Here is a 20,237-nt window from a genome sequence, read left to right as displayed (position 1 = left end):
ATGTTGTTCGGTGTGGTCTCGTCGATCTTGTCGTTGCCCGTCGCCCCGGTGCGCGGAGTGATCTGGTTGGGGGAACTGATCCAGGACCAGGTGGACCAGAAGATGCACGATCCCGCCCTCATGCGGCGGGAACTCGAGGAGATCGACGCGGCCGCGGCAGCCGGTCAGCTGTCGGAAGAGGAGCGAAAACATGCGCAGCAGGCGGTCCTGGATCGGATGACCGGTCGGCGGGCGTGACCTCGATCGACCGGAAGGAGTGAGGCGAGTGGCACGCAAGACCACTTCGGGAGACACCGAGAGCGTGCACTCGGCTCCGGGCGAATCGCTTGGCCTCACCGCGGCCCAGGCCGTCGCGGCGGCGGCCGAGAATCTCGTGGCGCTGACCTCGAAGGAAGTGGAGGGGGTCACGTCGATGGAGCCGACGGAGGACGGCTGGCTGGTGGAAATCGAGGTGCTCGAGGACCGCCGCATTCCATCGTCGGCGGACATGCTCGCGCTCTACGAGGTGGAGCTCGATCTCGACGGAAACCTGCTGGCCTACCACAGGACCAGACGCTACGGCCGCGGCAGCACCGACATCGGAAGGGCTCGGTCATGACGGTGGTCGGCGGCGGATCGTTCGCACCACAGCCCATGGGCGGCGGACATTCGACGAACCTCGCCGACATCCTCGAGCGGGTGCTCGACAAGGGTTTGGTGATCGCGGGCGACATCCAGGTGAACCTGCTCGACATCGAACTGCTCACGATCAAGCTGCGATTGGTGATCGCGTCCTTGGAGACGGCCAAGTCCGTGGGCATCGACTGGTGGGAGACCGACCCCTGGCTCAACAGTAAGGCCCACACCTTGGAGCGACAGGATCACGATCTCGAACTCGAGAATCGGGAGCTGCGCGACCGGATCGCCGAGCTGGAGGCCGCGAACCGACAACGTCAACCGATCGAGCGCCGCCGCGAGCCGAGGGAAGAGCGGTCGTGACCGAGGGCCTCGGGGTCTGGCTGTACGCGGTGACCTCCAGCCGAGCCGACTCGGCGGCCGCGGGCGAGTTGACCGGCGTCGCGGGCGAACCGGTGCGCACGGTGGTCTCCGACGATCTGGCGGCACTCGTCGGCTCGGTTCCGCTGGAGGTGTTCGGGGAACAGCCGCTGCGACGCCACCTGGAGGATCTCGATTGGCTGGATGGCACGGCCCGGGCACATGACGCCGTCGTGTCGGCCTCGGTGCGCCGCGGCCCGACCGTCCCGCTCCGGCTGGCCACCGTCTTTCTCGACGACGACCGGGTGCGCGCCCTGCTCGACGAGCGGCGAGGGGACTTCGCCGCGGCCCTCGCGCTGGTGAGTGGCCGCACCGAATGGGGTGTGAAGGCCTACGGGGACCGTGCGGCCCTGACCGCCGCCGTGGCCGAGGCACGCGCGAGCGAGAACAGCGGGAAAGGCGCGGGCGCGGCGTATCTGGCCCGGCGGCGCGCGCAACTGTCCGCACAGGAAACCGTGGAACGTGATGCGGCGCAGCGTGCCGAGGAAATCCATGCGCGCCTGGTCCGCCACGCCGCGGCGGGCCGACGTCAAGCGCTGACCGATCCGACGCTGAGTGGCCGCCGGGACTGGATGCTGCTCAACGGGACATACCTCGTGGACGACGATCACTCCGACGACTTCGCCGCCACCGTCACCACGCTCGGCGAGGAATTCTCCGGCATCCGTCTCGAACTCACCGGCCCGTGGCCGCCGTACTCGTTCGCCGGTGTGGAACGAGAGCCCGCATGAACCGGGCCGCCCCGCAGACCGACGACAAGCGCCGTGTCGCGCTGGTCGACCTGCTGGATCGGGTGCTGGCCGGCGGCGTGATCATCTCCGGCGACATCAGGCTCGCCATCGCGGACGTCGACCTGGTCCAGCTCTCGTTGCGCGCCCTCATCTCCTCGATCAGCACGCTGTCCACGTCACTCGAGCCAGCGACGCACGACGCCCTGGAACCACCCGGCGATGACTGAATTCGGCGGCATCCCACCGCGAATCGACACCGAACCCGAATCCGTCGAGCGCGGATTGGTCAGCCTCGTTCTCACTCTGGTCGAACTCCTGCGCCAGCTCATGGAACGCCAAGCGATCCGCCGCGTCGACGCCGGCGACCTCACCGACACCCAGATCGAACGCATCGGCACCACCCTCATGCTGCTCGAGCAACGCATGGAAGAACTCCGCGACCACTTCGGCCTCACCCCCGAAGACCTCAACATCGACCTGGGCCCCCTCGGCACCCTCCTCCCCCGCGACCCACCCTGAACACCGAGATCAACGGCACATGACTGTGGCGTCCGCCGACTCGGGTTCGAACTCCGAGCCTGGGCATCGCCTGGCCATCGATTCGAGGGTGGGGTCCGCGTGCGGCAGGATTGGGCTCACCATGACCGGCGACGATGAACTTTCTCCCGGCAGCCGGCGGCTGCACATAGCACGGCTCGCGCTGTTCGCCGCGGGCCTGGCGGTGATGTTCTATCTCGTCGCCGTCGCGCGGGTGATCGACGTCGAGGATGTGCGCGGCGTGGTCGCGGCGACGGGCCCCGCGGCACCGTTCGTGTACGTGGTGGCATCGGCTGTGCTCGGCGCCGTCTTCGTTCCCGGGCCACTGCTGGCAGCTGGGAGCGGTCTGTTGTTCGGGCCGCTGGTGGGGACATTCGTGACGCTGGGCTCGGCGGTGGGCACGGCGACCATCACGAGCTTCCTCGGGCGGCGGGCCGGCCGCGAGAGCGCGCGCGGATTGCTCGGCGCCGAGCGCTCCCAGCGCATCGACGCCCAGATCGAACGGCGCGGCATGTGGGCCGTCGTCGGTCAGCGCTTCGTCCCGGGTATCTCGGACGCGCTGGCGTCATATGTCTTCGGTGCTTTCGGAATTCCGTTGTGGCAGATGGCCGTCGGCTCGTTGATCGGATCGGCGCCACGGGCCTTCGTCTACACCGCACTCGGCGCATCGATCGGTGAGCTGTCCGCACCCCTGGCCTACACCGCGATCGCGGTATGGTGCGTCACCGCGATCATCGGAGCGTTCGCCGCACATCGCGGCTACCGGAGTTGGCGCGGCCGGGATACACGTCGCGAGCACGAAACAGTGCCGGACCGCGACCCCGAGCGGGACGACTGAAGCCCGCGGACGGGCCGAGGTTTCCGGTTACGCGCCGAGATCCTCGAGCAACCGGCGGTAGGCGGCGGCGTCGAGCAGTTCGTCATCCGAGACGCCTTCCGCCTGCCTGATCTTGAACAACCAGGCCGCGTACGGGTCGTTGTTCACCTGCTCGGGGTCGTCCGCGATCGCCGGGTTGACCTGAACCACGACGCCGCGGGCCGGGCTGTATATCTCGGCGATGGCCGAGACCGCCTCCACGGCGCCGACGGCCTCGCCGGTCCCGACGAACGTGCCCACCTCGGGCCTGGTGACGAAGAGGATCGTGCCCAAGCTCTGTTGCGCATGGTCGGTGAGTCCGACCGCCAGCGTGCCGTCGCGCTCCGGCCGCGCCCACATGTGCGCGTCGGTGTACTTCAATCCAGCAGGAATCATCGACATGTCTGTCTCCATCCGGAAGTCGACGCACCGCGGATCGCCCGCCCGGACGATCACCGCACAGCTTGCTACACGGCCCGCGTCATCGGAGTTCGCACACGCCGGGAGAACGACGCGGGCGAATCGTGCTCCGTCCTTCCCGCGCGCCGAGACTGCGACGCAGGCGACGCGGGGCACATCGTCAGCCGGGCGACCGCTCGACCCGAGACGGCCGCCTGTCCGGCAAGCGGAGAGCCGTGACACCCGCAGAGGTCACTACGACTCCGACCGGTCGTACCGACTGCGAGCGCTGTCGCCTCCGAGACAAGGTGCTATGCGCAGGGCGGAGCGGGTGCGTCGACGAACAGCGGCTCGCCCGCGGGTGGGGCGTAGACGACATCCAGGACGAGCGGTTCGGCGCCGCGGTTCAGACCGATGTGGACGTTCCATTCGCCCGCGGGCTCGTAGATGAACTCGCCGGTGCGATAGACCGGAGCGTCGCAGTCGGGGCCGGGGTGGGTGAGCGTGCCGGATCGCACGAAGCCGAAGACCGGGCCGAGATGGTAATGCCAACCGGTGGAGCCGCCGGGGCCGATCGTGATCTCGCGAACGACCAGATCGGTGCCCGCGACGAACGGTAGGAGGCCGGCGGGAATCCGGGCCTGACCGAGGGTGACGGCGGTGATGTCGCTTCCGGGCGTCGCGTCGGCATGCGCCGCGCTCACCAGTGCACCGGCGAGCACGACCGGCACCACGGCGACGCGGAGAAAGAGCGTCATCCTCGCAGCCTAGTCACGGTGGTGCCGCACCGGAACCTCGTTCGGCGACGACGCCGGAGAAGCGAAATCCTGCCGACCGGCGCCGCTGTCGTGGCGAGTATCCAGGACAAGATCACTGGATTACCGTACGTACGTGGCTCGGACAGACGAAGAGGAATCGGCGGCGAAGATCATCGACACCGTGTTGTCGATGCTGGAGTCGGACGGCTACGACGCGGTGCAGTTGCGGGCCGTCGCCCGGAACGCGCACGTCTCCCTCGCCACGGTCTACAAGCGGTACCCCACCCGTGACGACCTGATGCTCGCCGCGGTCGAGCGATGGATGGCGACCAATACGTTCGCCACCCCGGCCCCGCAGATCGAAGGCGAGACGCTTCGCGATGGCCTGATCCGGTTGTTGCGGTACGTGTTCGAACCGTGGGAACGAAATCCTCGAATGCTCGACGCCTACTATCGCGCACGATCCACCCCCAGTGGCCGGCGACTCGACGCCCAAGGCTTCGACGCCGTGCTGCCCGCCGTCGGAGCCATGTTCGCCGATGCCGATCCCGACTACACCGCGGACATCGCGCTCGTGCTGACCAACATGACCTACGCGCTGATCGGCCGCTTCGCGAACGCCGATCTCGGCATCACCGAGATCCTGCCCGCCCTGGAGCGGACCGTGCACCGGCTGACCGGGAACAACGAACCGGCGGCAGCGGCCGCAGGCCACGCACGGCGGGGTGCGCCGAGCTTCCCGTGGAGCGATGCGCTCGTCTCCCCGTTCTCCCCCCGGATCCCTACCGACCGAGATCGGCCGCCGAACCCGGCGGAGCAGCCGCCTGCGTAGCCCGAATCGGCCCGTTCGCGCAGGCGTGGTCTGCGAGGTCCCACCGGTGAAATACGTTTCCGCACCGCGTATTCGCGCATTTCCGGCATACGCCCCCTATCGCCCGCTCCGACGGCGGTCGTGCACGGGGTATTCCCGCCTGCGGTGCGGTGTCGAGTTGCTCCGCGCGCCCGGCCCGTACAGCATCTGCGGTATGCCGTCCACACCGCTGAATCCAGCAGGCGACGTTCCCGACACCGGAATTCCCGGCCATCTCGCCGCTCACCTGACCATGACCGAGCAGCACGAATGGCACCGCGCCTACCTGCGCCGTCATCCGGTGTCGCGGCGCAATATCCTGCGGGGCGCCGCAGCGGCCGCGGCCGTCGCCGCGATCGGCACGGCGCCGTTCGGCAGGCGCGCCTACGCCGAGGAGGCCCAGCTCGCGGTGGGTGGACGACGCGTCGCTTTCGGGCCGGACGCGGCCAGCCAGTTGCGTTTCGCGGCGCAGCTGTCGCGGCGTCCGGCGGGCGCCACCGTCTACCTCGACCACGGGCCGACGCCGGCATTGGGCGCGACGGTCGAAGCCGAAGTACGCAACCTGCTCACCCAGGTGCCCACCGCCGACGGCGGCGTGCTCGCGGCCGAACAGTTCTACGTCCACGCACCGGTGGACGGCCTGCCCGGCCGGGTGCCGCATTTCTACCGCTGGCGGACCTCCGACGGATTCGTCGGTGACATCCGCACCGCCGCACCGGCGATGCCCAGCGGGCGCCCCGCGGTCCTTCCGTTCCGCTTCACCATGATGGGCGACCAGGGCACCGACGAGACCCCGGCGCTGCCCGAAGGCGTCGCTCCCGGCGACTACGACGACAAGTACTACAAGGCCGACAACGATCCGGCCGCACCGCACGCGAGCAACGTGCTGCGCCAGATCGCCGCCGCACGTCCGGATTTCCACATCCTCGCCGGTGACATCGCCTATGCCGACCCTTCCGGCGCGGGCAAGCCGGGACAGTTCGCCGCGCACGGAACCCGGCCGGCGAGCGGGTTCGACAAGTACAACCCCTACGTCTGGGACGTCTACCTCAACGCCATCGAGTCCAGTGCCGCACAGACGCCGTGGATGTTCGCCACCGGCAACCACGACATGGAAGGCACCTACGGCGACCACGGCTACGGCGGGCATCTGGCGCGCTTGGACTTCCCCGGCAACGGTCCGGCGGGCTGTCCGTCGGCGTACTCGTTCACCTACGGCAACGTCGCGGTGCTCTCGCTGGACGCCAACGACGTGTCCTACGAGATCCGCGCGAACAGCGGCTACTCCGGTGGCGCGCAGACGAGCTGGGTGGAGCGCACCCTGGCCGCCTACCGCGCCGACCCCGACATCGATTTCATCGTCTGCTTCTTCCACCACTGCGCGTACTCGACCACCGAATCGCACGCCAGCGACGGCGGCGTTCGGGACGCATGGGTGGGACTGTTCGACCGCTTCCGAGTGGATCTGGTGTTGCAAGGCCACAATCACGTCTACGAGCGCACCGATCCGCTCCGCGGTGGACAGGCGACGAAGGTCGCGGGCGACAACTCGATCGTCTACCCGGAGACCGACGGGACCGTCTATTACACCGTGGGCGGCGGCGGACGCCCCCGCTACGAATTCCAGCCGGGCTCACAGGAGACTTTCCGCGACAACGAGTTGCCCGACACCGCGGTGCCGAACAGCTATGTCTGGACACCGGGCGGCGGCAAGCAGGATGAAGCCGCGCCATGGTCACGGGTCCGCTTCCGGAATTACTCGTTCCTGCGCGTCGACGTCCGACCGGGCGTGTTCGCCAGCGAGATGGACGTGGTCGCGGTCGACGAGTACGGCCGCGAATTCGACCGCGTTCTCTTCCGGCGGCAGGTCCGGCCCTGAGCTATTTCTTCTTCGGAGGGAGGGTCCGAGCGTAGGCGACGCCGCGCTCGACCCATTCCCGCAGCACTTCGTCGTCGTCGGTGGCGGTGACCCGCAACCAGCCGACCATCTCTCGACCGCCCATGACCATGGGCTGCACCGCATCATCCAGAAGCCGCTCGCCCTCTTCGGGTTCGACCCGCACCAGCAGACCGCCCTGCCCGCTGGCGGCGACCGCCATATTGCCGCCGATCAAGAAGGCGAGGCCGCCGAACATCTTCCGCTCGGCGACCTCGGGGCCGGGCGCGATCAGTTCCCGGATTCGCTCGGCCAGCTCCTCGTCGTATGCCATAGCGGCATTGTTCACCCAGGGTCCGACAGGTCGGCGTTGCGCCGGTCGAGTACGACCGCGTGTCGTCTTCCGCGGCCCTCGGCGCGGCATGCTCGGCCGAGCATCGCACACTTCGATGACACGGCAAGCGATCGACGGTGTGGACCCGTGTTGAAAATTACTGCACCGCAATATTTTTGATCGACTTGCGGGTATACGGCCGAGGTACGTACGTACACTCCCGGGCCGCCTGGATGTCATTGGACGTTCAGGCGGATGTTTCCGTACCTGTCTGTAATACAGGGCGTGGGACGGGGCCGCGCAGTGCCATTGGGCCTCGCGCGCAGTTCGTTTCACTATTCGCAGCCGGCTGCGCCCCCAGAGACGGGACGAAGGACTCTTCCGTGCACATCTGCTCCCCAGCGGTGCGATCACGCGCTGTCCGCCGTAATTCATCCAGACGGCATTCGATTCCGGTCCCGGGCGCGTTCCGCACGGCCGCGCGTGCACTGCGCGGCGGTGTGCTCAACCCGTGGCTGCTTTTCGGAACAGGGCCTTGGCGGCGCCGGGCCATGTGGATCGCACTGACCATCTTCGCGCTGTTCGTCTTCCCCGGCTTCGTCGGTGCGCTGGCCACCGCCCAGGACGCGGCGGGCGGCACGGCCGGGACCTCCCAGATCGACGGCCTGAGCTGGATGAACATCCACGACTCGTCGGGAATCGCGCTGTCGGACTATCGGTTCGCGACCGGCGACGAAAGCCTGTTCAAGCCGCGCGCCACCATCCTGTGGGCCGTGCTCGGCTTCGAGTTCATCGGTTACATAGCCATTGTGACGACGGCGATCTGGTTGATCGGCTACGCGCTGAGCTTCCGGTGGCTGGACATGTTCAGCTCGGCCTTGCGCGGCGTGGCCGACGCCCTGACGGCGCAGATCGCGACCCCGATCATGCTGGTCACCGCGGCGAGTATCGGCGCGGTCTGCGTCGGGTGGTTCATCGCACGCGGCTACCACGCGAAGGCCACCATGCAGGTGGTGACGATGGTGGGCGTGGCGCTGCTGGGTCCGTTGTTCCTGGCCGAGCCATTGGCGGACGTGCTGTCCTCGCACGGATTGCTGGCCCAGGGCCGCGATCTCGGCATCTCGGTGGCGGCGGGCTTGAACGGCAACGCCGATCCGAATCCGACGCAGCTGGTGGCGACGATGCAGAGCGATCTCGCCGACAATTTCGCGCGGCAGCCGCTGCAAGTGTGGAATTTCGGCCATACGGTGGACCAGCGGCCCGCCTGCCGATCGGCGTGGTCGGCCGGGGTGGCCGCGGGCGACGACGCCCGGGTGATCAGCGGCTTGAAGTCATGCGGCGACGCCGCCGCGCACGCGAAGGCCGAGAACCCTTCCATGGGACAGGTCGCCACCGGGCTCATGCTGTTGACCTGCGGCGGCATCCTGCTGGTGTTCGCGATGTACCTCGGACTCAAGGTCGTCAAGGCCGCGCTGGACACGATCTATCACGGGTTCATGTCCATATTCGGTTTCGCCGCAGGCGGCTTCGTGTACGGCCCGACGCAGACGTTCCTGGTTCGCAATATCGTGGACAGCTTCGTCGCGGCGGCGCGAATGACGGCCTACACCATATTTCTCGGCGTCTACATACTGTTCATGGGCAACCTGTTCGCGCAAGCTCGCGGCCAGGTCATGGCAGTGATCATCATCGCGGGCACGGTCGAGATCGTCGCCGTCTTCCAGCTCAAACGCCTCAGCAGCGGCCTCAGCCGCGGCAACGACTGGATCGCCAACCGGTTCGGTCTCGCGATCCAGGGTCAAGGCAAGTCAGCGAGCAGCAGTGGCACCGCCCTCGGGATGGGCGGGGGCGGCGCTGGAAAGTCCGCGCCCGGAATGGGTTTGGTGAGCACGCTCACTACGCTCAACGCCGTGAACTCCTCGCCGGTGACGGCATGGCTCGCCGGAGGAAAAGTCAATCCGTTGAACCCGCTGGCGAGCACACGAAGGAGAATCGAACGCTCCACCAGCAGAATCCTGACCAGCCGCGAAGAGGGATACATCGAGCATCAGCTGTCCCGCACGAACTGGCGGGGTGTCGCGGTCGCCGCCGCCGCGCCGATGGGCGGCATGCGCACCCAACTGGGCGTCTCGCGTGCTCTGAAAGTACTTCGCGACAACAAGGTGCCCGATTCACGGATCCATGCCGTTCTGCTCTCCTCCGGCGCCGACCACGGGAGGGTAACCAACGCGTTCACCGCGTACTCCGTCCAGGAATCGACGGCGTCACAGAATCCGTACAGCTTCGCACCGTTGCAGAAGGCGATCGCGGCGGCGTGGGCGGTGGACAACCATGTCGACCACGAGGCGCACGACGCCTTCGCCGCTCAGGCCGTCATCGCGGCGGACAGTTTCGTCCGGCACAGCAACGCACCGGCCCCCGGAGCAACCATCGATCACGGGTTCGTGCAGCGGGTCGAGCAGAACTGGCATTCCGACCGCGCACTGCGGGCGGCGATCACGCCGGACGAGTGGGACAACGCGGGCCGGGACACCCGATGGGCGATCGGCCACCGAGTCGCGACCATGCACCAGCAGGCGGCCCGCACTTACTACGAGAATCCGAACGACATCAACCGGGAAGCCTTGATGCGATCGGCCAGACGCGTCGCCAACCTCGACCACCTGGATCCCGACGGTGGACTCGACCCCTGGAACCCGTAGTGCGATCCCGCCCGTGCGGGCGAGATCGGCCTGATTGCCGGGTCGTCCCGCTCAGACGCCCAGCGCGCCCGCGAACAGCGGCCAGGACTCGTGCACGTCGTCCTGCCAATAGGTCCAGGCATGCGTGCCCGCGGGGCGGAGATTCGCCGTGAACGGGATGCCGAGAGCGTTCAGCCGGTCCACGAACGCCCGGGTGCAACCGTTGATCACCGTCTCCATGCCTCCACCCACCAGCAACCGATCCACCAGCCGGAAGGGGTTGCCGTCGATGCCCGGATCGCTGAGCGTCTCGTGCGATCCCGGTGCGCCGGTGCCCGCCGAGATGTAGAGCGCCACTCCGCGCAGCCGCTCGGCCTGCACCATGGGATCGTGTTCGGCCCAGGCTGGATCACCGGGCGGACCCCACATATTGGCCGGGTCCGCGCCGAACACTCCCAGTTGCGATCGGACGATCGCCTGGCCCATCGGATCGCTGGTGCGCGGGCAGCCGCTGTAGGCGCCGACCGCCCGATACAAGCCGGGCGCACCGATCGCGAGATCCAACGCGGAAGTCGCCGACATGGAAAGTCCCGCCACGGCGTTGCGGCCGTTCATCCCGAACCTGGCTCCGAGCAGCGACGGCAGTTCCCTGGTCAGGAACGTCGCCCACATGTTGCGACCGAGCACGGGGTCATCGCGCAGCCAATCGGTGTAGTAGCTCGCACGCCCGCTCAACGGCACGATCACGTTGACCGGTTTGTCCGCGAAGAACGCGGCGATGTCGGTGCGCCGAGTCCACGGACCGCCGTCCTCGCCTCCGTCCACGGCGTTCAGCAGATACAGCGCGGGTGCGCCGGCACCCGGATGCGACATCCACAGCGTGATGGGGCGATTCATCGCCGCCGAGTGGACGACGACTTCGAGTTCCCGCCCACCCAGCGGGCGCACTTCGAGAATGCTCGCGTCGGGATCGGCGGCGGCGGTCGTGGCCGGGACGAAGGCGGCGCACACCGCGAGAAGTGGAACCAGGCATCGCAGGAGCCGGTACATGAAACGAGTTTCTATCACCCCCACCCAGGCACGTCTGGCATTCGTCGGGCATGTTCTCAATCGCACATGAAATCGCTGCTCAAAAGCTATCAACACCGACTTCGTCGATAATTTGACCAAGAAAGCAATCCTTCAGCGAATATCGCGGCGATCGCGCTACTCGATACGAGAGTCGCCCAGGCGACGACCAGGAGCCGCGAAAGCGAGTGGTTCACCAGCACGATGCCCGGCGCGCCGAGCATCCGCTCACCTCGCTGGTCACGCGAGCCGGTGCGCCGCGTCCAACCGAACGCGCACCCCGATCAGCCCGCGCGCACCACCTGCGCCAACACCTCGTCCGGATCGGATGCCTTCAGTCCGAAAGTGTCGCGAATGGCCGAATCGTCGACTGTGAAGGCCTCGTGTGACATGTGGTAGGTCTCGAACAGCTCGTTGTAGAACGGATCGGTCAGACCGAGCAGTGTCAGCTCCCGATCGCTCATGACCGCCAGCCGCGGCTCGGGCGCCGCGGCGGCCGTGGCGAACCGCCCGGCCAGTTCCCGCACGGTCGCCGTGATGCTCGGCGCATGCCAGGGGCGGCCCCACCCGCGCTCGTCGCGAGCGACGGCGACCGCTGCCGCCGCCGCGTCACCGACCGCGGTGTAGGCGTGTGGCAGGTCGAGTTCCTGCGGCAGCAGCGCCAACTGCCCGGCCCGGATCTTCGGCTGGGCGAGCAGCGAGAACAGCGAGATCGCGCCGGAGCCGACGAATTGCCCTGCCCTGACCTCGGTGACGCGCACCCGCCCCGCCCGGTGCGCCTCTTCTGCTTCCCGCCACACCTGGGCGCGCACCTGCCCTTTCGGTCCGGTGGCCGTCAGCGGCGACTGCTCGGTGACCGGACCGTCGAGGGGACCGTAGCCGTACAGATTGCCGAGCATCACGTAGTTCGCACCGGTCCGCTCGGCGACCGAGCGAATGGACCCGAACAGCGGCGGAATGGTCTGCGGCCAGGTGTGATACGCGGGCATGGCCATGTTGAACAAGGTTTCGGCGCCCTCCGCGACGGCGGTCAGCGCGGCCGTATCCAGCGCGTCCAGGGCGATTCGTTCGATGTTCGGGTGGTCGGGCCCCGCACCGCTACGGCTGACCACGCGCACCCGGTCACCGGACTCGGCCAGTAGCGTCGCGGTGACCGAAGCGGTGGCTCCACGTCCGACGACGACATGCTTTTGCATGCGAATTCCTTTCTGCGACAAAATTATTCACGCGATTACCGGTAGTTCCCATGCCGTTTGCCGATCGCGTGCTCCTCAGCCTGCCGTGGTGCGGTCGAGTAGACTACTGGCCGGATTGCCAACTATCCCAAGGATCGAGCCATGCAGACTGTCGCCGTCGTCGCGGTTCCTCCGGTGAAGGCTTTCGACCTGGCCATGCCGGAAACGGTGCTCGGCGCGGCGATGGTGGGCGGCGAACCCGGCTACCGCATCCTCGTGTGCACCGCGGTGCCCGGCGTACTGCCCGCGGGACTGGGCGGCTTCGACGTGGTCGTCTCCCGAGGCTTGGCGGCGATCGAGGAAGCGGACATCGTCATCGTGCCGAGCACCGGCAGCCGCGCCGACGCCGACGCGGCCACGCTCACCGCCCTGCGTGGCGCGGTGGCCGCGGGCAAACGCGTCACCTCGATCTGTAGCGGCGCCTTCGTTCTGGCGCAGGCGGGCCTGCTGTCCGGCCGCACCGCCACCACGCACTGGGCTCTGGCCGGCGAGCTGGCTGCCAACCACCCGGACGTGGCGGTCCGCAGCGACGCGCTGTTCCTCGAGGACGGCCCGATCACCACGGCCGCGGGCGCGGCGGCCGGAATAGATCTGTGCCTGCATTTGATTCGCACCGACTACGGCGCGACGGTGGCGAACGCCGCCGCCCGCACGGCCGTGGTCACGCCGGTGCGGCCCGGCGGACAAGCCCAGTTCGTGGACGCACCCCTACCCGCGGAGCACGGCGTCACGCTCGCGGACACCCGTGCCTGGGCGCTGCGGCGGCTGGACACACCACTGTCGCTGGACGACCTGGCCGCCCACGCGCGCACCAGCGTCCGCACACTGACCCGCCGCTTCCACGAGGAGACCGGGCTCAGCCCGCAGAAATGGCTGCTGCACCAGCGCTTACAACGAGCCAGGGAACTGCTGGAATCCACTACGCTGCCGATGGATCAGGTGGCCAGGCACAGCGGCCTCGGCTCGGCGGAGTCGTTGCGCCAGCACATGGTCCGGCATGTCGGTGTGCCACCGAGCAGCTACCGCGCGTCGTTCACCCGCGCGCCCGCCCACCCGAACTCGGACGGTCCGCAGAGCCCGGTGACCCGGCATACGATTACCGATACTCCTGCCCCTGCTGAGGGCAGCGGGCTTGTGCGGGACGCCCGATCCCGATCAGGGCGTCCCATTCGGAGTCGGTGAGATCGGCGTCGGCGTGCGCACAAGCGGCCTGAATCAGGCCCTCCGGTGAGATGTCGCGTTCGATCAGCGTTCCATCGACGCCGCCGGAGAACGCGGGGCCGGGGTTCATCGTCACGAGGTACCGTCCATCAGCGGACAGGGCGACAGCGGGCGTCACGTGCCACACGGAATCCGGCTCCAGCTCTCCGAGATTCGTACCGTCGGCCGCGAAGAGAGTCATATAGTTCGCCCCATCTCTCGCGACGACCACTGTCGCGTCCCCGGCGGCGGCCACCTGCGCGGTCGCACCACGAGTGGCGCGGAAGGGAATCGTCCGCTCACGACTGGAGCCGGTGCGATCCCAGATTTCGATGTTCTCTTCCCGGCCGATCAGCAGGTGTTGCCCGGCGAACGCCATCGCCTGCACGTCCTTGCCGTCGATATCGCGCGTGTTTCGCTGCCCGGACAGGTCGTACACCGAGATGTGGTCGTCATCGCGCATGACCAGTGTCTCCCCGTTCGCGTCGATCGCCGCATCCGAAATCATGCCGGAGCCGATCGCGCCGCCCAGCGGAATGAATTCCGAGTCGATACCGCCCGTCGCCAGATTGTGCAGGTAAGCCCTCCCGCTACCGTCCAAAGACACCGCGATGTCCGTGGATTCCGGCACTGCCGCCGCCCGGACCCGCACCTGCGGCGGCGGAGAGGACAGAACCGCCACTTCGAACGGCATTTCCGTCCGGGGCCGGTCGGCGGATACGCGGCGGTCGTAGCCGGAGTCGGGATGCGCGGCGATCGCCAGTAGGGTGCCGTCCGGACGCCACACGGGTATACCGTCCAGGCCTGGTATGACATGTCGCCGCGACGAGTCCGCTCCGAGCTGTTGAATGACCACGACGTCGCTGTTCAACGAGAACTCGTCCGAGGCCTTGTTCTTGCCCGTGATCACGGCGGTGCGCCCGTCGGGCGACAGGGACAAGCTGGGGGGACAATCATTGCATCCCTTGACGATCGGCACCGGGATGGACTTCGCCAACCGGTCGCGCTGCGCGAGGTCCCACAAGGTGATCAGTGCCCCGGAGGCCGAGACCAGTTGTGTTTCCGAGGATCCGCGAAACCGCAGTAACGCTCGGTCGAAGTCGACAGCGGATCCGGTGATCAGCGGCGGCGGTTCGCGAGGCGTGATCTCCCCGGCCACCGGCGCCACATACAGGCCGCCGTCCTCACTGGGTACCGCTGCCACACTGCCCGTGCGGCTGAGCGCCGCGGCCGCCGTCCGGCGGGGCATGGGGACGCCCACGTAACCGGTCTCCGGGCGAGGAGCTTCCGGAGCCTGCCGAAGCCGGAAGACCGGTACCGGGAGCCCGGGCAAGACCGCACACGCGAACGAGGACCCGTCGGCCGACAGTTCTCCGACGGCTTGACCTTTCCCGCAGACCGAGTCGGTGTCCAAGGGAGAAAGGTCGACGGCAGCGCCGTCTCGAAGAGAAACCTGGCGCACGCTGCCGCCGGTGTCGAGGAGACGCAGGACCCCGTCATCGGTGAACACCATGCTCTTCATCGACCGGCCGGTCGGATGTGACATGCGAACCTGTCCGGAAGGAACGTCGATGATGTCGACCACCCCGTTCGAGATCCCGGCCGCGTCGGTACGGATGCGGTGGACAGCACCGACCTTCCCGGATTCGGAGACCGCGACGACCTCGGCGCCGCGCTCGTCGGGCGCGTCGAAGTCCCGTCGGCCGGCACCGTCGCGCCACAGAGTCGTCGCGGCGCCATCTGTGGCGAGGACGGTCCGGCCGTCCGCGGCGACCGCCAGGGATCGGATCGCGCCGGGCAGGTGTGCGACCGATGTCGGCGCAGGCTCGCCTGGCGCCCACGTGACGACTTGTCCGTCCGCGAGCCCTGCGACGACGGTTTCGCCGTCGGCGCTGCTCTCCAAGGCGGTGACGTCCGCGGGTGCGGCAACGTAACGAGCGACCGCGGGACTGGCCAGATTCGCGCGGAGTAGGGCGGCGTGATGGCGTGGGCTCGGATCGAGACGGTACGCCGCGACGGCCAGCAGGAGTGCCGCGCGAGCATCGGTCGTCGTCTTCGTATCGGCGACGGACGCCAGGAGCCGCGCCGTGGCGATTCTGGCCTGCTGCTCGGCGCGATTGCTCTGGACCCGGGCTACGAGCGCCGCGATCAGCGCCAGGACGAGCAAGGTGACCAATGCGCCGATGGCGGTATTCGCCCAGCGTAAGTTTCGCTTGGTCTGCTGATAGCCCTCGGATTTGATGTCGGTCTCGGATACGCCGCGGATCACCGCGGCGATGCCGATCGCGATGGCGTCGATGTCCGGGTGCGAGATTCCGTCCGCGCCCTCGCGCCACTTGACCGTTTTGTATACGGGTTCGGAGGCGAATACCCCGAACAGGCGTGGCGGTAGCGCAGTCGAGCGATGCCGGTCCCAATCCCCCGCTGCCTCGTCCCAGACCAAGGTTCCGGCGCTCAGGACCAGCATTATCGACTCGGGAGACCGATTCGCCAGCCACCACTCGATCTCGCGGTCCACCCACTCGGATCGGGCGGCCTCGGGCGAAGCCACCACGACGAGCCACTTGGACCGCGACAGCCCTGCGACGATCTTGCCCCACAGTTCCGGACCGATCGAGACCCCGCTGTAGTCGAGGAAGATGCGCATCCGCGGGAAGCGGTACCACGGGCGTGGCAGCTTCTCGATCGCGTTCTGGATCAACGGAAGCACCGTCCGATCCCGGTCCCCGCTGTAGGACAGGAACGCGCCGTACCCGATCTCCGCGCGCGTGGCGCGCCGCCTAGGGCTCATCCGCACAACCGCGCCGCACGGCCTGCCGCGTGCACGTCCCGCCCATTGCGCCCGTCGACGCGAGAACTGGACGTACTCACGCCCGCTGCCACACGCTCCGGAGCGTCCGGTTCCGGCGTACCGAAGATCTTCGCCGACCACCTTCGCGAACCGGCTTCGACGCCTCCAGCCGACATCAGGCCCTCCTCCCGATCGGCGAGGCGTCGGCACCCGCCTCGGCAACGATTCAACCATCGCATCGGGTGCGGTTCCAGGTCCAGCGGCATCTGTCTTGTCCCGCAGACGATTCGGATGAGCTTCCACTCGATCCGCGCGAATCACTGCGCCGCCCCACGCGCAGGCGGCACACCGGTTCGCCGGCCACGCCATGGCGACTCACCGCGTAACGACGACCTCGTGCGCGCCGGCGCGCTTCAGCGGTAGAAGTTGACCATGACCAAGATTCTCGTCACCGGCGGAACCGGCGCGCTGGGCAGGCTCGTAGTCGATCGGCTGCGCGAATCGGGCCATGATGTGCGGGTGCTTTCCCGTCGCCCAGGGGCCGGCACGCATGTGGGCGATCTGCGGACCGGTACCGGCGTGGCGGAGGCCGCGGCGGATACCGACGTAATCGTGCACGCCGCCTCGGACTTCCGTCGAGCGGGCGGCTCGGACCTCGCCCAGACCGAGAATCTGCTGCGGCAGGCACGCGAGGTCCGGCACCTGCTGTACGTGTCGATCGTCGGGATCGACCGCATCCCGTTCCGGTATTACCGGAACAAACTGGCCTGTGAGCGAGCCGTCATCGACAGCGGGGTGCCGCATACGATCCTGCGCGCGACCCAATTCCACGAGCTGATCGCGGCAGTGTTGCAGACCGTCGAGAAGTGGCCGGTGGCGCCGCTGCCGCCGGACTTCCGTTTCCAGCCGGTCGCCGCCGCCGACGTGGCGCGGCGGCTCGCCGCGTTGGCCGAGGGCCAGCCGCTCGGCCGGGCTCCGGATTTCGGTGGTCCGGAAGTGCGGACGATGGCGCAATTGGCGCAGGTCTGGCAAGCCGCCCGGCAGCGGCCGCGGCGAATCGTCCCGCTCCCGGTGCCCGGACGGATCGGAAGCGCGTTCCGGGCGGGCCTGAATACCTGCCCGGATCACCCCGACGGCACGCAGACCTGGGCACAGTTCGTCGCCGCGGGCCCGGCGAATCCTTATGCCGCCGAACGAACGCGTGGATGACGACGCGCTCGCTCAGTACTGCAACGGCACGTCGCTCATGTTGTCCCTCTTCGGCGGGGGTGGTCGGGCTACAGATGATCTTGTCTGTTTCCCGCCAGCACGGCGGGAGTGGATGTTCATACTGTCGAGCCATGACTATCGACAACCGGGCCGTCGTTCAGGCCGCGTGGCGAGCGTTCGCCAGTCATGACGCGGAGCAGATCGCAGCGTTTTTCACCGAAGATGCCGAATGGCTCGCTCCGGCGGGCAACGCGACCGCGGTCGCGCTCGACGCGCCCAGCCACATGATCGGCAGGCAGTCCATAACGCATTTCCTCGCACACGAGTTCTCGCGGTTGTTCGTCAGTGACGTCGCCGTGGATTTTCGCGGCTTCTACGTCGACGGAGACCGAGTGGTCGTAGAGGAAACGATGACCGCCACACTGGCAAACGGAAACACCTACCGCAACGACTACTGCCTCATCTTCGAGTTGCGGGACGGTCTCATCCGCAGGGTTCGCGAGTACATGGATACCGCACGCGGGCATCGCGACGTCTTCGGTGGTGGCGCTTCCGGCAGAAGCGGCACCGACGCCGCGCACGCATCGGTCAGCTGAGCGCGTGACGCGGCGGCGGTAGCGGTCCGCGCTCCAGCAGTCCGGCAGTCCGGCCCGGCACAGGTGACTCGCGCGCCGATCGCTCAGCGGGCCCGCGCCCGGACCATCTCCCCCGCCGCCACCCGGTAGCGCTCGACGATCAACCGGACCACGGCCGGGTGCACGCCGATGGGCTCGGCGACGCCGTCGGCGCCTGCCTCGTGCAGGCGCTGCTGGAACAGGCCGTGCGCGAGCAGGTACGAGGCGACGAAGACGCGGCCCGCTCCTGCCGCATGCAGTTCCGCGACGACGTCCGGCACGCGCGGCGCGCCGGTCGCGACGTAGCCGATGCGGACCGCGACGCCGAGGTGTTCGGCCAGCAGTGCGGCCGCGCGCCGGACATCCTGGCGGGCACGGGCATCCGAGGAGCCCGCCGCGGCGAAGACCACCGCGTCACCCTGGCGCCAGCCCGCCGCGCGCAGGCGCATCGCCATGATCCGCGCCAAGGCCGGATCCGGACCCATGGCGGGCGTCACCGTCACCGCGGGATGGGCACTCTCGGCGACCTCACGCGGCACGTCCTGGTAGACGTGGTAGCCCGAGGCGAGGAACGCCGGAACCACCACGGCGGGTACGGATTCCCCGGTGGGGGTCACCAGATCGCGCAGCACCTCCGACGGCGAAGGGCCGAGCACGTCCACGAATGCCGTTCGCACCCGAGGACTCTGCCCGGTCTCGGTGCCGAGCCCCGAAATCCCGGCACCGAGTTCCTTCGTCACGGCCTCGGCCAGCGCCGCGATCATCTGCACGCCCTTGGTGCTGCGGGTCCCGTGGGCCACCAGCACCAGGGCGGGGGCGGTCACCAGCTCCCCGCTGGCTGGATGTACCGAGGTGCCCGGGTCGGAATTCCGACACCGGGCACCTGCGGGCCTCCTGTCGCGGTGGGCCGTGGGTTGTTGTCGGTACATTCCGCCGGGTCCAGCGCGAGCCGGTACCCGCGTTTGACCACCGTCTGAATCGCCTTCGGCGTGCCGAGTCCGGCGCGCAGACGGGCGATGGCGGTCTCCACCGCATGCGTGTCGTCCCCGCCGCCGGGCAACGCGGCGAGCAGGTCCTCGCGGGAGACGACCCGGCCGGGCTGGCGGGCCAGCGAGCGCATCAGGGCCATCGGCGCGGGCGCCAGCTGACGAACCTGACCGTCAACCACCACGCAGGCGCCGCGCACGCTGATGATGTGCCCCGCGGCGTGAATCCGATTGGCGCGCCGGGGCAGTTCCTCGGCGACGTGGCGGGCCAATGCGCCGAGGCGGGCCCGGCCCGGCATCGAGGTGGGCACCCCGAGTTCCTCCAGCGGGGCGGCCGTGATCGGGCCGACGCAGGCGGGCAGCACCCGGCCGCGCAGCGCGTACAGCAGCCCTTCCAGCAGCCCGGTCTCCTTGGCGCGCATCAGCATCGACGCGACGGCGGGGGCGCTGGTGAAGGTGACGCAGTCCATGCCCGAGGTGACGATCGACTCGATGAGATTATCCATCGGCCCCTGGTCGTCCGGCGGCACCCAGCGGTACACCGGCACGGGCACGACATCCGCGCCCGCGCAGCGCAGCACCTCGCAGAAGTCGGGCACCGGCTCCCACTCGGTGGTGGCCCCGTGCAGCTGCACGGCGATCCGGACGCCCTCCACGCCTTCGGCGAGCAGGTGATCGAGCACTTCGGCGGACGACTCGGAGGCAGGCGACCACTCCTCGCGCAGTTCCGCGGCGCGGATGGCGCCTTTGGCCTTCGGGCCGCGCGCGAGCATCCGGGTGGTCCCCAGCGTCGCGCGCAGGTTTTCGGCCAGGCCCCAGCCTTCGGCCGCCTCCATCCACCCGCGGAAGCCGATTCCCGTGGTGGCCACGGTGATCTGCGGTGGCTCGGCGACCAGCTGCCGGGTGACCCGCTCCAGCTCGTTGTCGTCGGACAGCGGGATGATCCGGATGGCAGGCGCCGAAACGATGGTCGCGCCCCGGCGTTCGAGCAGTGTGGCGAATTCCACCGCCCGCCGGGCCGCCGTGATGCCCACCGTGAATCCGGCCAGGCTCTCGCCCGCGTCAACTGTTGTCATT

The 20,237-nt window shown here is 68.5% G+C and carries 21 protein-coding genes; 13 read left to right on the top strand and 8 right to left on the bottom strand.

Translation table 11 applies throughout. The features are described 5' to 3' along the window. The 7 genes from ACFU5M_RS15265 (at position 1) to ACFU5M_RS15235 (ending at position 3,141) form a co-directional block, all read left to right on the top strand. Entirely contained in the window at positions 1 to 237 is a 237-nt protein-coding gene (locus tag ACFU5M_RS15265) for a gas vesicle protein GvpG (protein ID WP_379049076.1), read from the top strand. Positions 238 to 301: 64 nt separating this feature from the next. After that, positions 302 to 598, top strand: coding sequence for a gas vesicle protein GvpO (gene gvpO, locus ACFU5M_RS15260; RefSeq protein ID WP_379049105.1), 297 nt, complete (start codon positions 302 to 304; stop codon positions 596 to 598). Then, positions 595 to 978, top strand: coding sequence for a gas vesicle protein GvpJ (gvpJ, locus tag ACFU5M_RS15255; protein WP_379049075.1), 384 nt, complete (start codon positions 595 to 597; stop codon positions 976 to 978). Before gvpO ends, gvpJ begins: the two co-directional genes overlap by 4 nt. Continuing rightward, positions 975 to 1,766, top strand: coding sequence for a GvpL/GvpF family gas vesicle protein (locus ACFU5M_RS15250; RefSeq protein WP_379049074.1), 792 nt, complete (start codon positions 975 to 977; stop codon positions 1,764 to 1,766). The genes gvpJ and ACFU5M_RS15250 overlap by 4 nt, the downstream gene beginning before the upstream one ends. Further along, the gene (locus ACFU5M_RS15245) at positions 1,763 to 1,993 is read left to right on the top strand and encodes a gas vesicle protein (protein ID WP_379049073.1); all 231 of its coding nucleotides are present in this window, start codon (positions 1,763 to 1,765) and stop codon (positions 1,991 to 1,993) included. Before ACFU5M_RS15250 ends, ACFU5M_RS15245 begins: the two co-directional genes overlap by 4 nt. Continuing rightward, positions 1,986 to 2,285 carry a gas vesicle protein K gene (locus ACFU5M_RS15240; protein WP_379049072.1) on the top strand — a complete coding sequence of 100 codons (300 nt, stop codon included), beginning with the start codon at positions 1,986 to 1,988 and terminating at the stop codon, positions 2,283 to 2,285. The genes ACFU5M_RS15245 and ACFU5M_RS15240 overlap by 8 nt, the downstream gene beginning before the upstream one ends. A 121-nt stretch (positions 2,286 to 2,406) precedes the next feature. Further along, complete coding sequence (locus ACFU5M_RS15235; RefSeq protein WP_379049071.1) at positions 2,407 to 3,141, top strand: TVP38/TMEM64 family protein; 735 nt, start codon at positions 2,407 to 2,409, stop codon at positions 3,139 to 3,141. 27 nt (positions 3,142 to 3,168) lie between these two features. Here the strand turns inward: ACFU5M_RS15235 and gcvH are convergent, their stop codons facing one another. Next, on the bottom strand, positions 3,169 to 3,561 hold the full coding sequence (gcvH, locus tag ACFU5M_RS15230; protein WP_379049070.1) for a glycine cleavage system protein GcvH: 393 nt from the start codon (positions 3,559 to 3,561) through the stop codon (positions 3,169 to 3,171). A 308-nt stretch (positions 3,562 to 3,869) separates the two neighbouring features. Then, positions 3,870 to 4,316: a cupin domain-containing protein gene (locus tag ACFU5M_RS15225; RefSeq protein WP_379049069.1), complete on the bottom strand. Its 447-nt coding sequence runs from the start codon at positions 4,314 to 4,316 to the stop codon at positions 3,870 to 3,872. Between the two features lie 133 nt (positions 4,317 to 4,449). Here ACFU5M_RS15225 and ACFU5M_RS15220 point away from each other — a divergent pair, with 133 nt between their 5' ends. Together ACFU5M_RS15220 and ACFU5M_RS15215 are read left to right on the top strand one after the other, a co-directional pair. Continuing rightward, a complete protein-coding gene (locus tag ACFU5M_RS15220) occupies positions 4,450 to 5,148 on the top strand; it encodes a TetR family transcriptional regulator (RefSeq protein WP_379049068.1) in 699 nt (232 codons plus the stop codon). A 193-nt stretch (positions 5,149 to 5,341) separates the two neighbouring features. Then, positions 5,342 to 7,045: a metallophosphoesterase gene (locus ACFU5M_RS15215; RefSeq protein WP_379049067.1), complete on the top strand. Its 1,704-nt coding sequence runs from the start codon at positions 5,342 to 5,344 to the stop codon at positions 7,043 to 7,045. A 1-nt stretch (position 7,046) separates the two neighbouring features. Here ACFU5M_RS15215 and ACFU5M_RS15210 read toward each other — a convergent pair whose 3' ends face one another. Beyond that, entirely contained in the window at positions 7,047 to 7,376 is a 330-nt protein-coding gene (locus ACFU5M_RS15210) for a TfoX/Sxy family protein (protein WP_379049066.1), read from the bottom strand. A gap of 551 nt (positions 7,377 to 7,927) precedes the next feature. Between ACFU5M_RS15210 and ACFU5M_RS15205 the strand changes: the two genes are divergently transcribed. Next, the gene (locus tag ACFU5M_RS15205; RefSeq protein WP_379049065.1) at positions 7,928 to 10,078 is read left to right on the top strand and encodes a hypothetical protein; all 2,151 of its coding nucleotides are present in this window, start codon (positions 7,928 to 7,930) and stop codon (positions 10,076 to 10,078) included. 51 nt (positions 10,079 to 10,129) lie between these two features. Here ACFU5M_RS15205 and ACFU5M_RS15200 read toward each other — a convergent pair whose 3' ends face one another. Both ACFU5M_RS15200 and ACFU5M_RS15195 read right to left on the bottom strand, forming a co-directional pair. Beyond that, positions 10,130 to 11,107 carry an alpha/beta hydrolase gene (locus tag ACFU5M_RS15200; protein ID WP_379049064.1) on the bottom strand — a complete coding sequence of 326 codons (978 nt, stop codon included), beginning with the start codon at positions 11,105 to 11,107 and terminating at the stop codon, positions 10,130 to 10,132. Between the two features lie 302 nt (positions 11,108 to 11,409). Continuing rightward, on the bottom strand, positions 11,410 to 12,321 hold the full coding sequence (locus ACFU5M_RS15195) for an NAD-dependent epimerase (protein ID WP_379049063.1): 912 nt from the start codon (positions 12,319 to 12,321) through the stop codon (positions 11,410 to 11,412). Positions 12,322 to 12,462: 141 nt separating this feature from the next. Between ACFU5M_RS15195 and ACFU5M_RS15190 the strand changes: the two genes are divergently transcribed. Beyond that, positions 12,463 to 13,542 carry a GlxA family transcriptional regulator gene (locus ACFU5M_RS15190; RefSeq protein ID WP_379049062.1) on the top strand — a complete coding sequence of 360 codons (1,080 nt, stop codon included), beginning with the start codon at positions 12,463 to 12,465 and terminating at the stop codon, positions 13,540 to 13,542. On the opposite strand, the gene ACFU5M_RS15185 is transcribed toward ACFU5M_RS15190, so the two are convergent. Then, positions 13,457 to 16,351, bottom strand: coding sequence for a hypothetical protein (locus ACFU5M_RS15185; protein WP_379049061.1), 2,895 nt, complete (start codon positions 16,349 to 16,351; stop codon positions 13,457 to 13,459). The genes ACFU5M_RS15190 and ACFU5M_RS15185 overlap by 86 nt on opposite strands. A 432-nt stretch (positions 16,352 to 16,783) precedes the next feature. Between ACFU5M_RS15185 and ACFU5M_RS15180 the strand changes: the two genes are divergently transcribed. Both ACFU5M_RS15180 and ACFU5M_RS15175 read left to right on the top strand, forming a co-directional pair. Next, positions 16,784 to 17,560 carry an SDR family oxidoreductase gene (locus tag ACFU5M_RS15180; protein ID WP_379049060.1) on the top strand — a complete coding sequence of 259 codons (777 nt, stop codon included), beginning with the start codon at positions 16,784 to 16,786 and terminating at the stop codon, positions 17,558 to 17,560. Between the two features lie 131 nt (positions 17,561 to 17,691). Then, complete coding sequence (locus ACFU5M_RS15175; protein WP_379049059.1) at positions 17,692 to 18,156, top strand: nuclear transport factor 2 family protein; 465 nt, start codon at positions 17,692 to 17,694, stop codon at positions 18,154 to 18,156. Positions 18,157 to 18,239: 83 nt separating this feature from the next. Here ACFU5M_RS15175 and ACFU5M_RS15170 read toward each other — a convergent pair whose 3' ends face one another. Together ACFU5M_RS15170 and ACFU5M_RS15165 are read right to left on the bottom strand one after the other, a co-directional pair. Continuing rightward, a complete protein-coding gene (locus ACFU5M_RS15170; RefSeq protein WP_379049058.1) occupies positions 18,240 to 18,998 on the bottom strand; it encodes a sirohydrochlorin chelatase in 759 nt (252 codons plus the stop codon). Further along, positions 18,995 to 20,236 carry a uroporphyrinogen-III synthase gene (locus tag ACFU5M_RS15165; RefSeq protein WP_379049057.1) on the bottom strand — a complete coding sequence of 414 codons (1,242 nt, stop codon included), beginning with the start codon at positions 20,234 to 20,236 and terminating at the stop codon, positions 18,995 to 18,997. Before ACFU5M_RS15165 ends, ACFU5M_RS15170 begins: the two co-directional genes overlap by 4 nt. Position 20,237 lies beyond the last annotated feature (1 nt).

It is taken from the genome of Nocardia sp. NPDC057455 (assembly GCF_042802775.1).
GTDB lineage: Bacteria > Actinomycetota > Actinomycetes > Mycobacteriales > Mycobacteriaceae > Nocardia.
Note: the sequence above shows the minus strand (reverse complement) of the source record. Positions and strands in the feature narration are given on the sequence as shown.

Coding starts and splice junctions, on each gene's coding strand:
- ACFU5M_RS15265 (WP_379049076.1), top strand. CDS start 1: ATGTTGTTCGGTGTGGTCTCGTCGATCTTGTCGTTGCCCGTCGCCCCG.
- gvpJ (WP_379049075.1), top strand. CDS start 595: ATGACGGTGGTCGGCGGCGGATCGTTCGCACCACAGCCCATGGGCGGC.
- ACFU5M_RS15245 (WP_379049073.1), top strand. CDS start 1,763: ATGAACCGGGCCGCCCCGCAGACCGACGACAAGCGCCGTGTCGCGCTG.
- ACFU5M_RS15240 (WP_379049072.1), top strand. CDS start 1,986: ATGACTGAATTCGGCGGCATCCCACCGCGAATCGACACCGAACCCGAA.
- ACFU5M_RS15235 (WP_379049071.1), top strand. CDS start 2,407: ATGACCGGCGACGATGAACTTTCTCCCGGCAGCCGGCGGCTGCACATA.
- gcvH (WP_379049070.1), bottom strand. CDS start 3,561: ATGTCGATGATTCCTGCTGGATTGAAGTACACCGACGCGCACATGTGG.
- ACFU5M_RS15225 (WP_379049069.1), bottom strand. CDS start 4,316: ATGACGCTCTTTCTCCGCGTCGCCGTGGTGCCGGTCGTGCTCGCCGGT.
- ACFU5M_RS15215 (WP_379049067.1), top strand. CDS start 5,342: ATGCCGTCCACACCGCTGAATCCAGCAGGCGACGTTCCCGACACCGGA.
- ACFU5M_RS15210 (WP_379049066.1), bottom strand. CDS start 7,376: ATGGCATACGACGAGGAGCTGGCCGAGCGAATCCGGGAACTGATCGCG.
- ACFU5M_RS15205 (WP_379049065.1), top strand. CDS start 7,928: ATGTGGATCGCACTGACCATCTTCGCGCTGTTCGTCTTCCCCGGCTTC.
- ACFU5M_RS15200 (WP_379049064.1), bottom strand. CDS start 11,107: ATGTACCGGCTCCTGCGATGCCTGGTTCCACTTCTCGCGGTGTGCGCC.
- ACFU5M_RS15195 (WP_379049063.1), bottom strand. CDS start 12,321: ATGCAAAAGCATGTCGTCGTCGGACGTGGAGCCACCGCTTCGGTCACC.
- ACFU5M_RS15190 (WP_379049062.1), top strand. CDS start 12,463: ATGCAGACTGTCGCCGTCGTCGCGGTTCCTCCGGTGAAGGCTTTCGAC.
- ACFU5M_RS15185 (WP_379049061.1), bottom strand. CDS start 16,351: ATGAGCCCTAGGCGGCGCGCCACGCGCGCGGAGATCGGGTACGGCGCG.
- ACFU5M_RS15180 (WP_379049060.1), top strand. CDS start 16,784: ATGACCAAGATTCTCGTCACCGGCGGAACCGGCGCGCTGGGCAGGCTC.
- ACFU5M_RS15175 (WP_379049059.1), top strand. CDS start 17,692: ATGACTATCGACAACCGGGCCGTCGTTCAGGCCGCGTGGCGAGCGTTC.
- ACFU5M_RS15165 (WP_379049057.1), bottom strand. CDS start 20,236: ATGACAACAGTTGACGCGGGCGAGAGCCTGGCCGGATTCACGGTGGGC.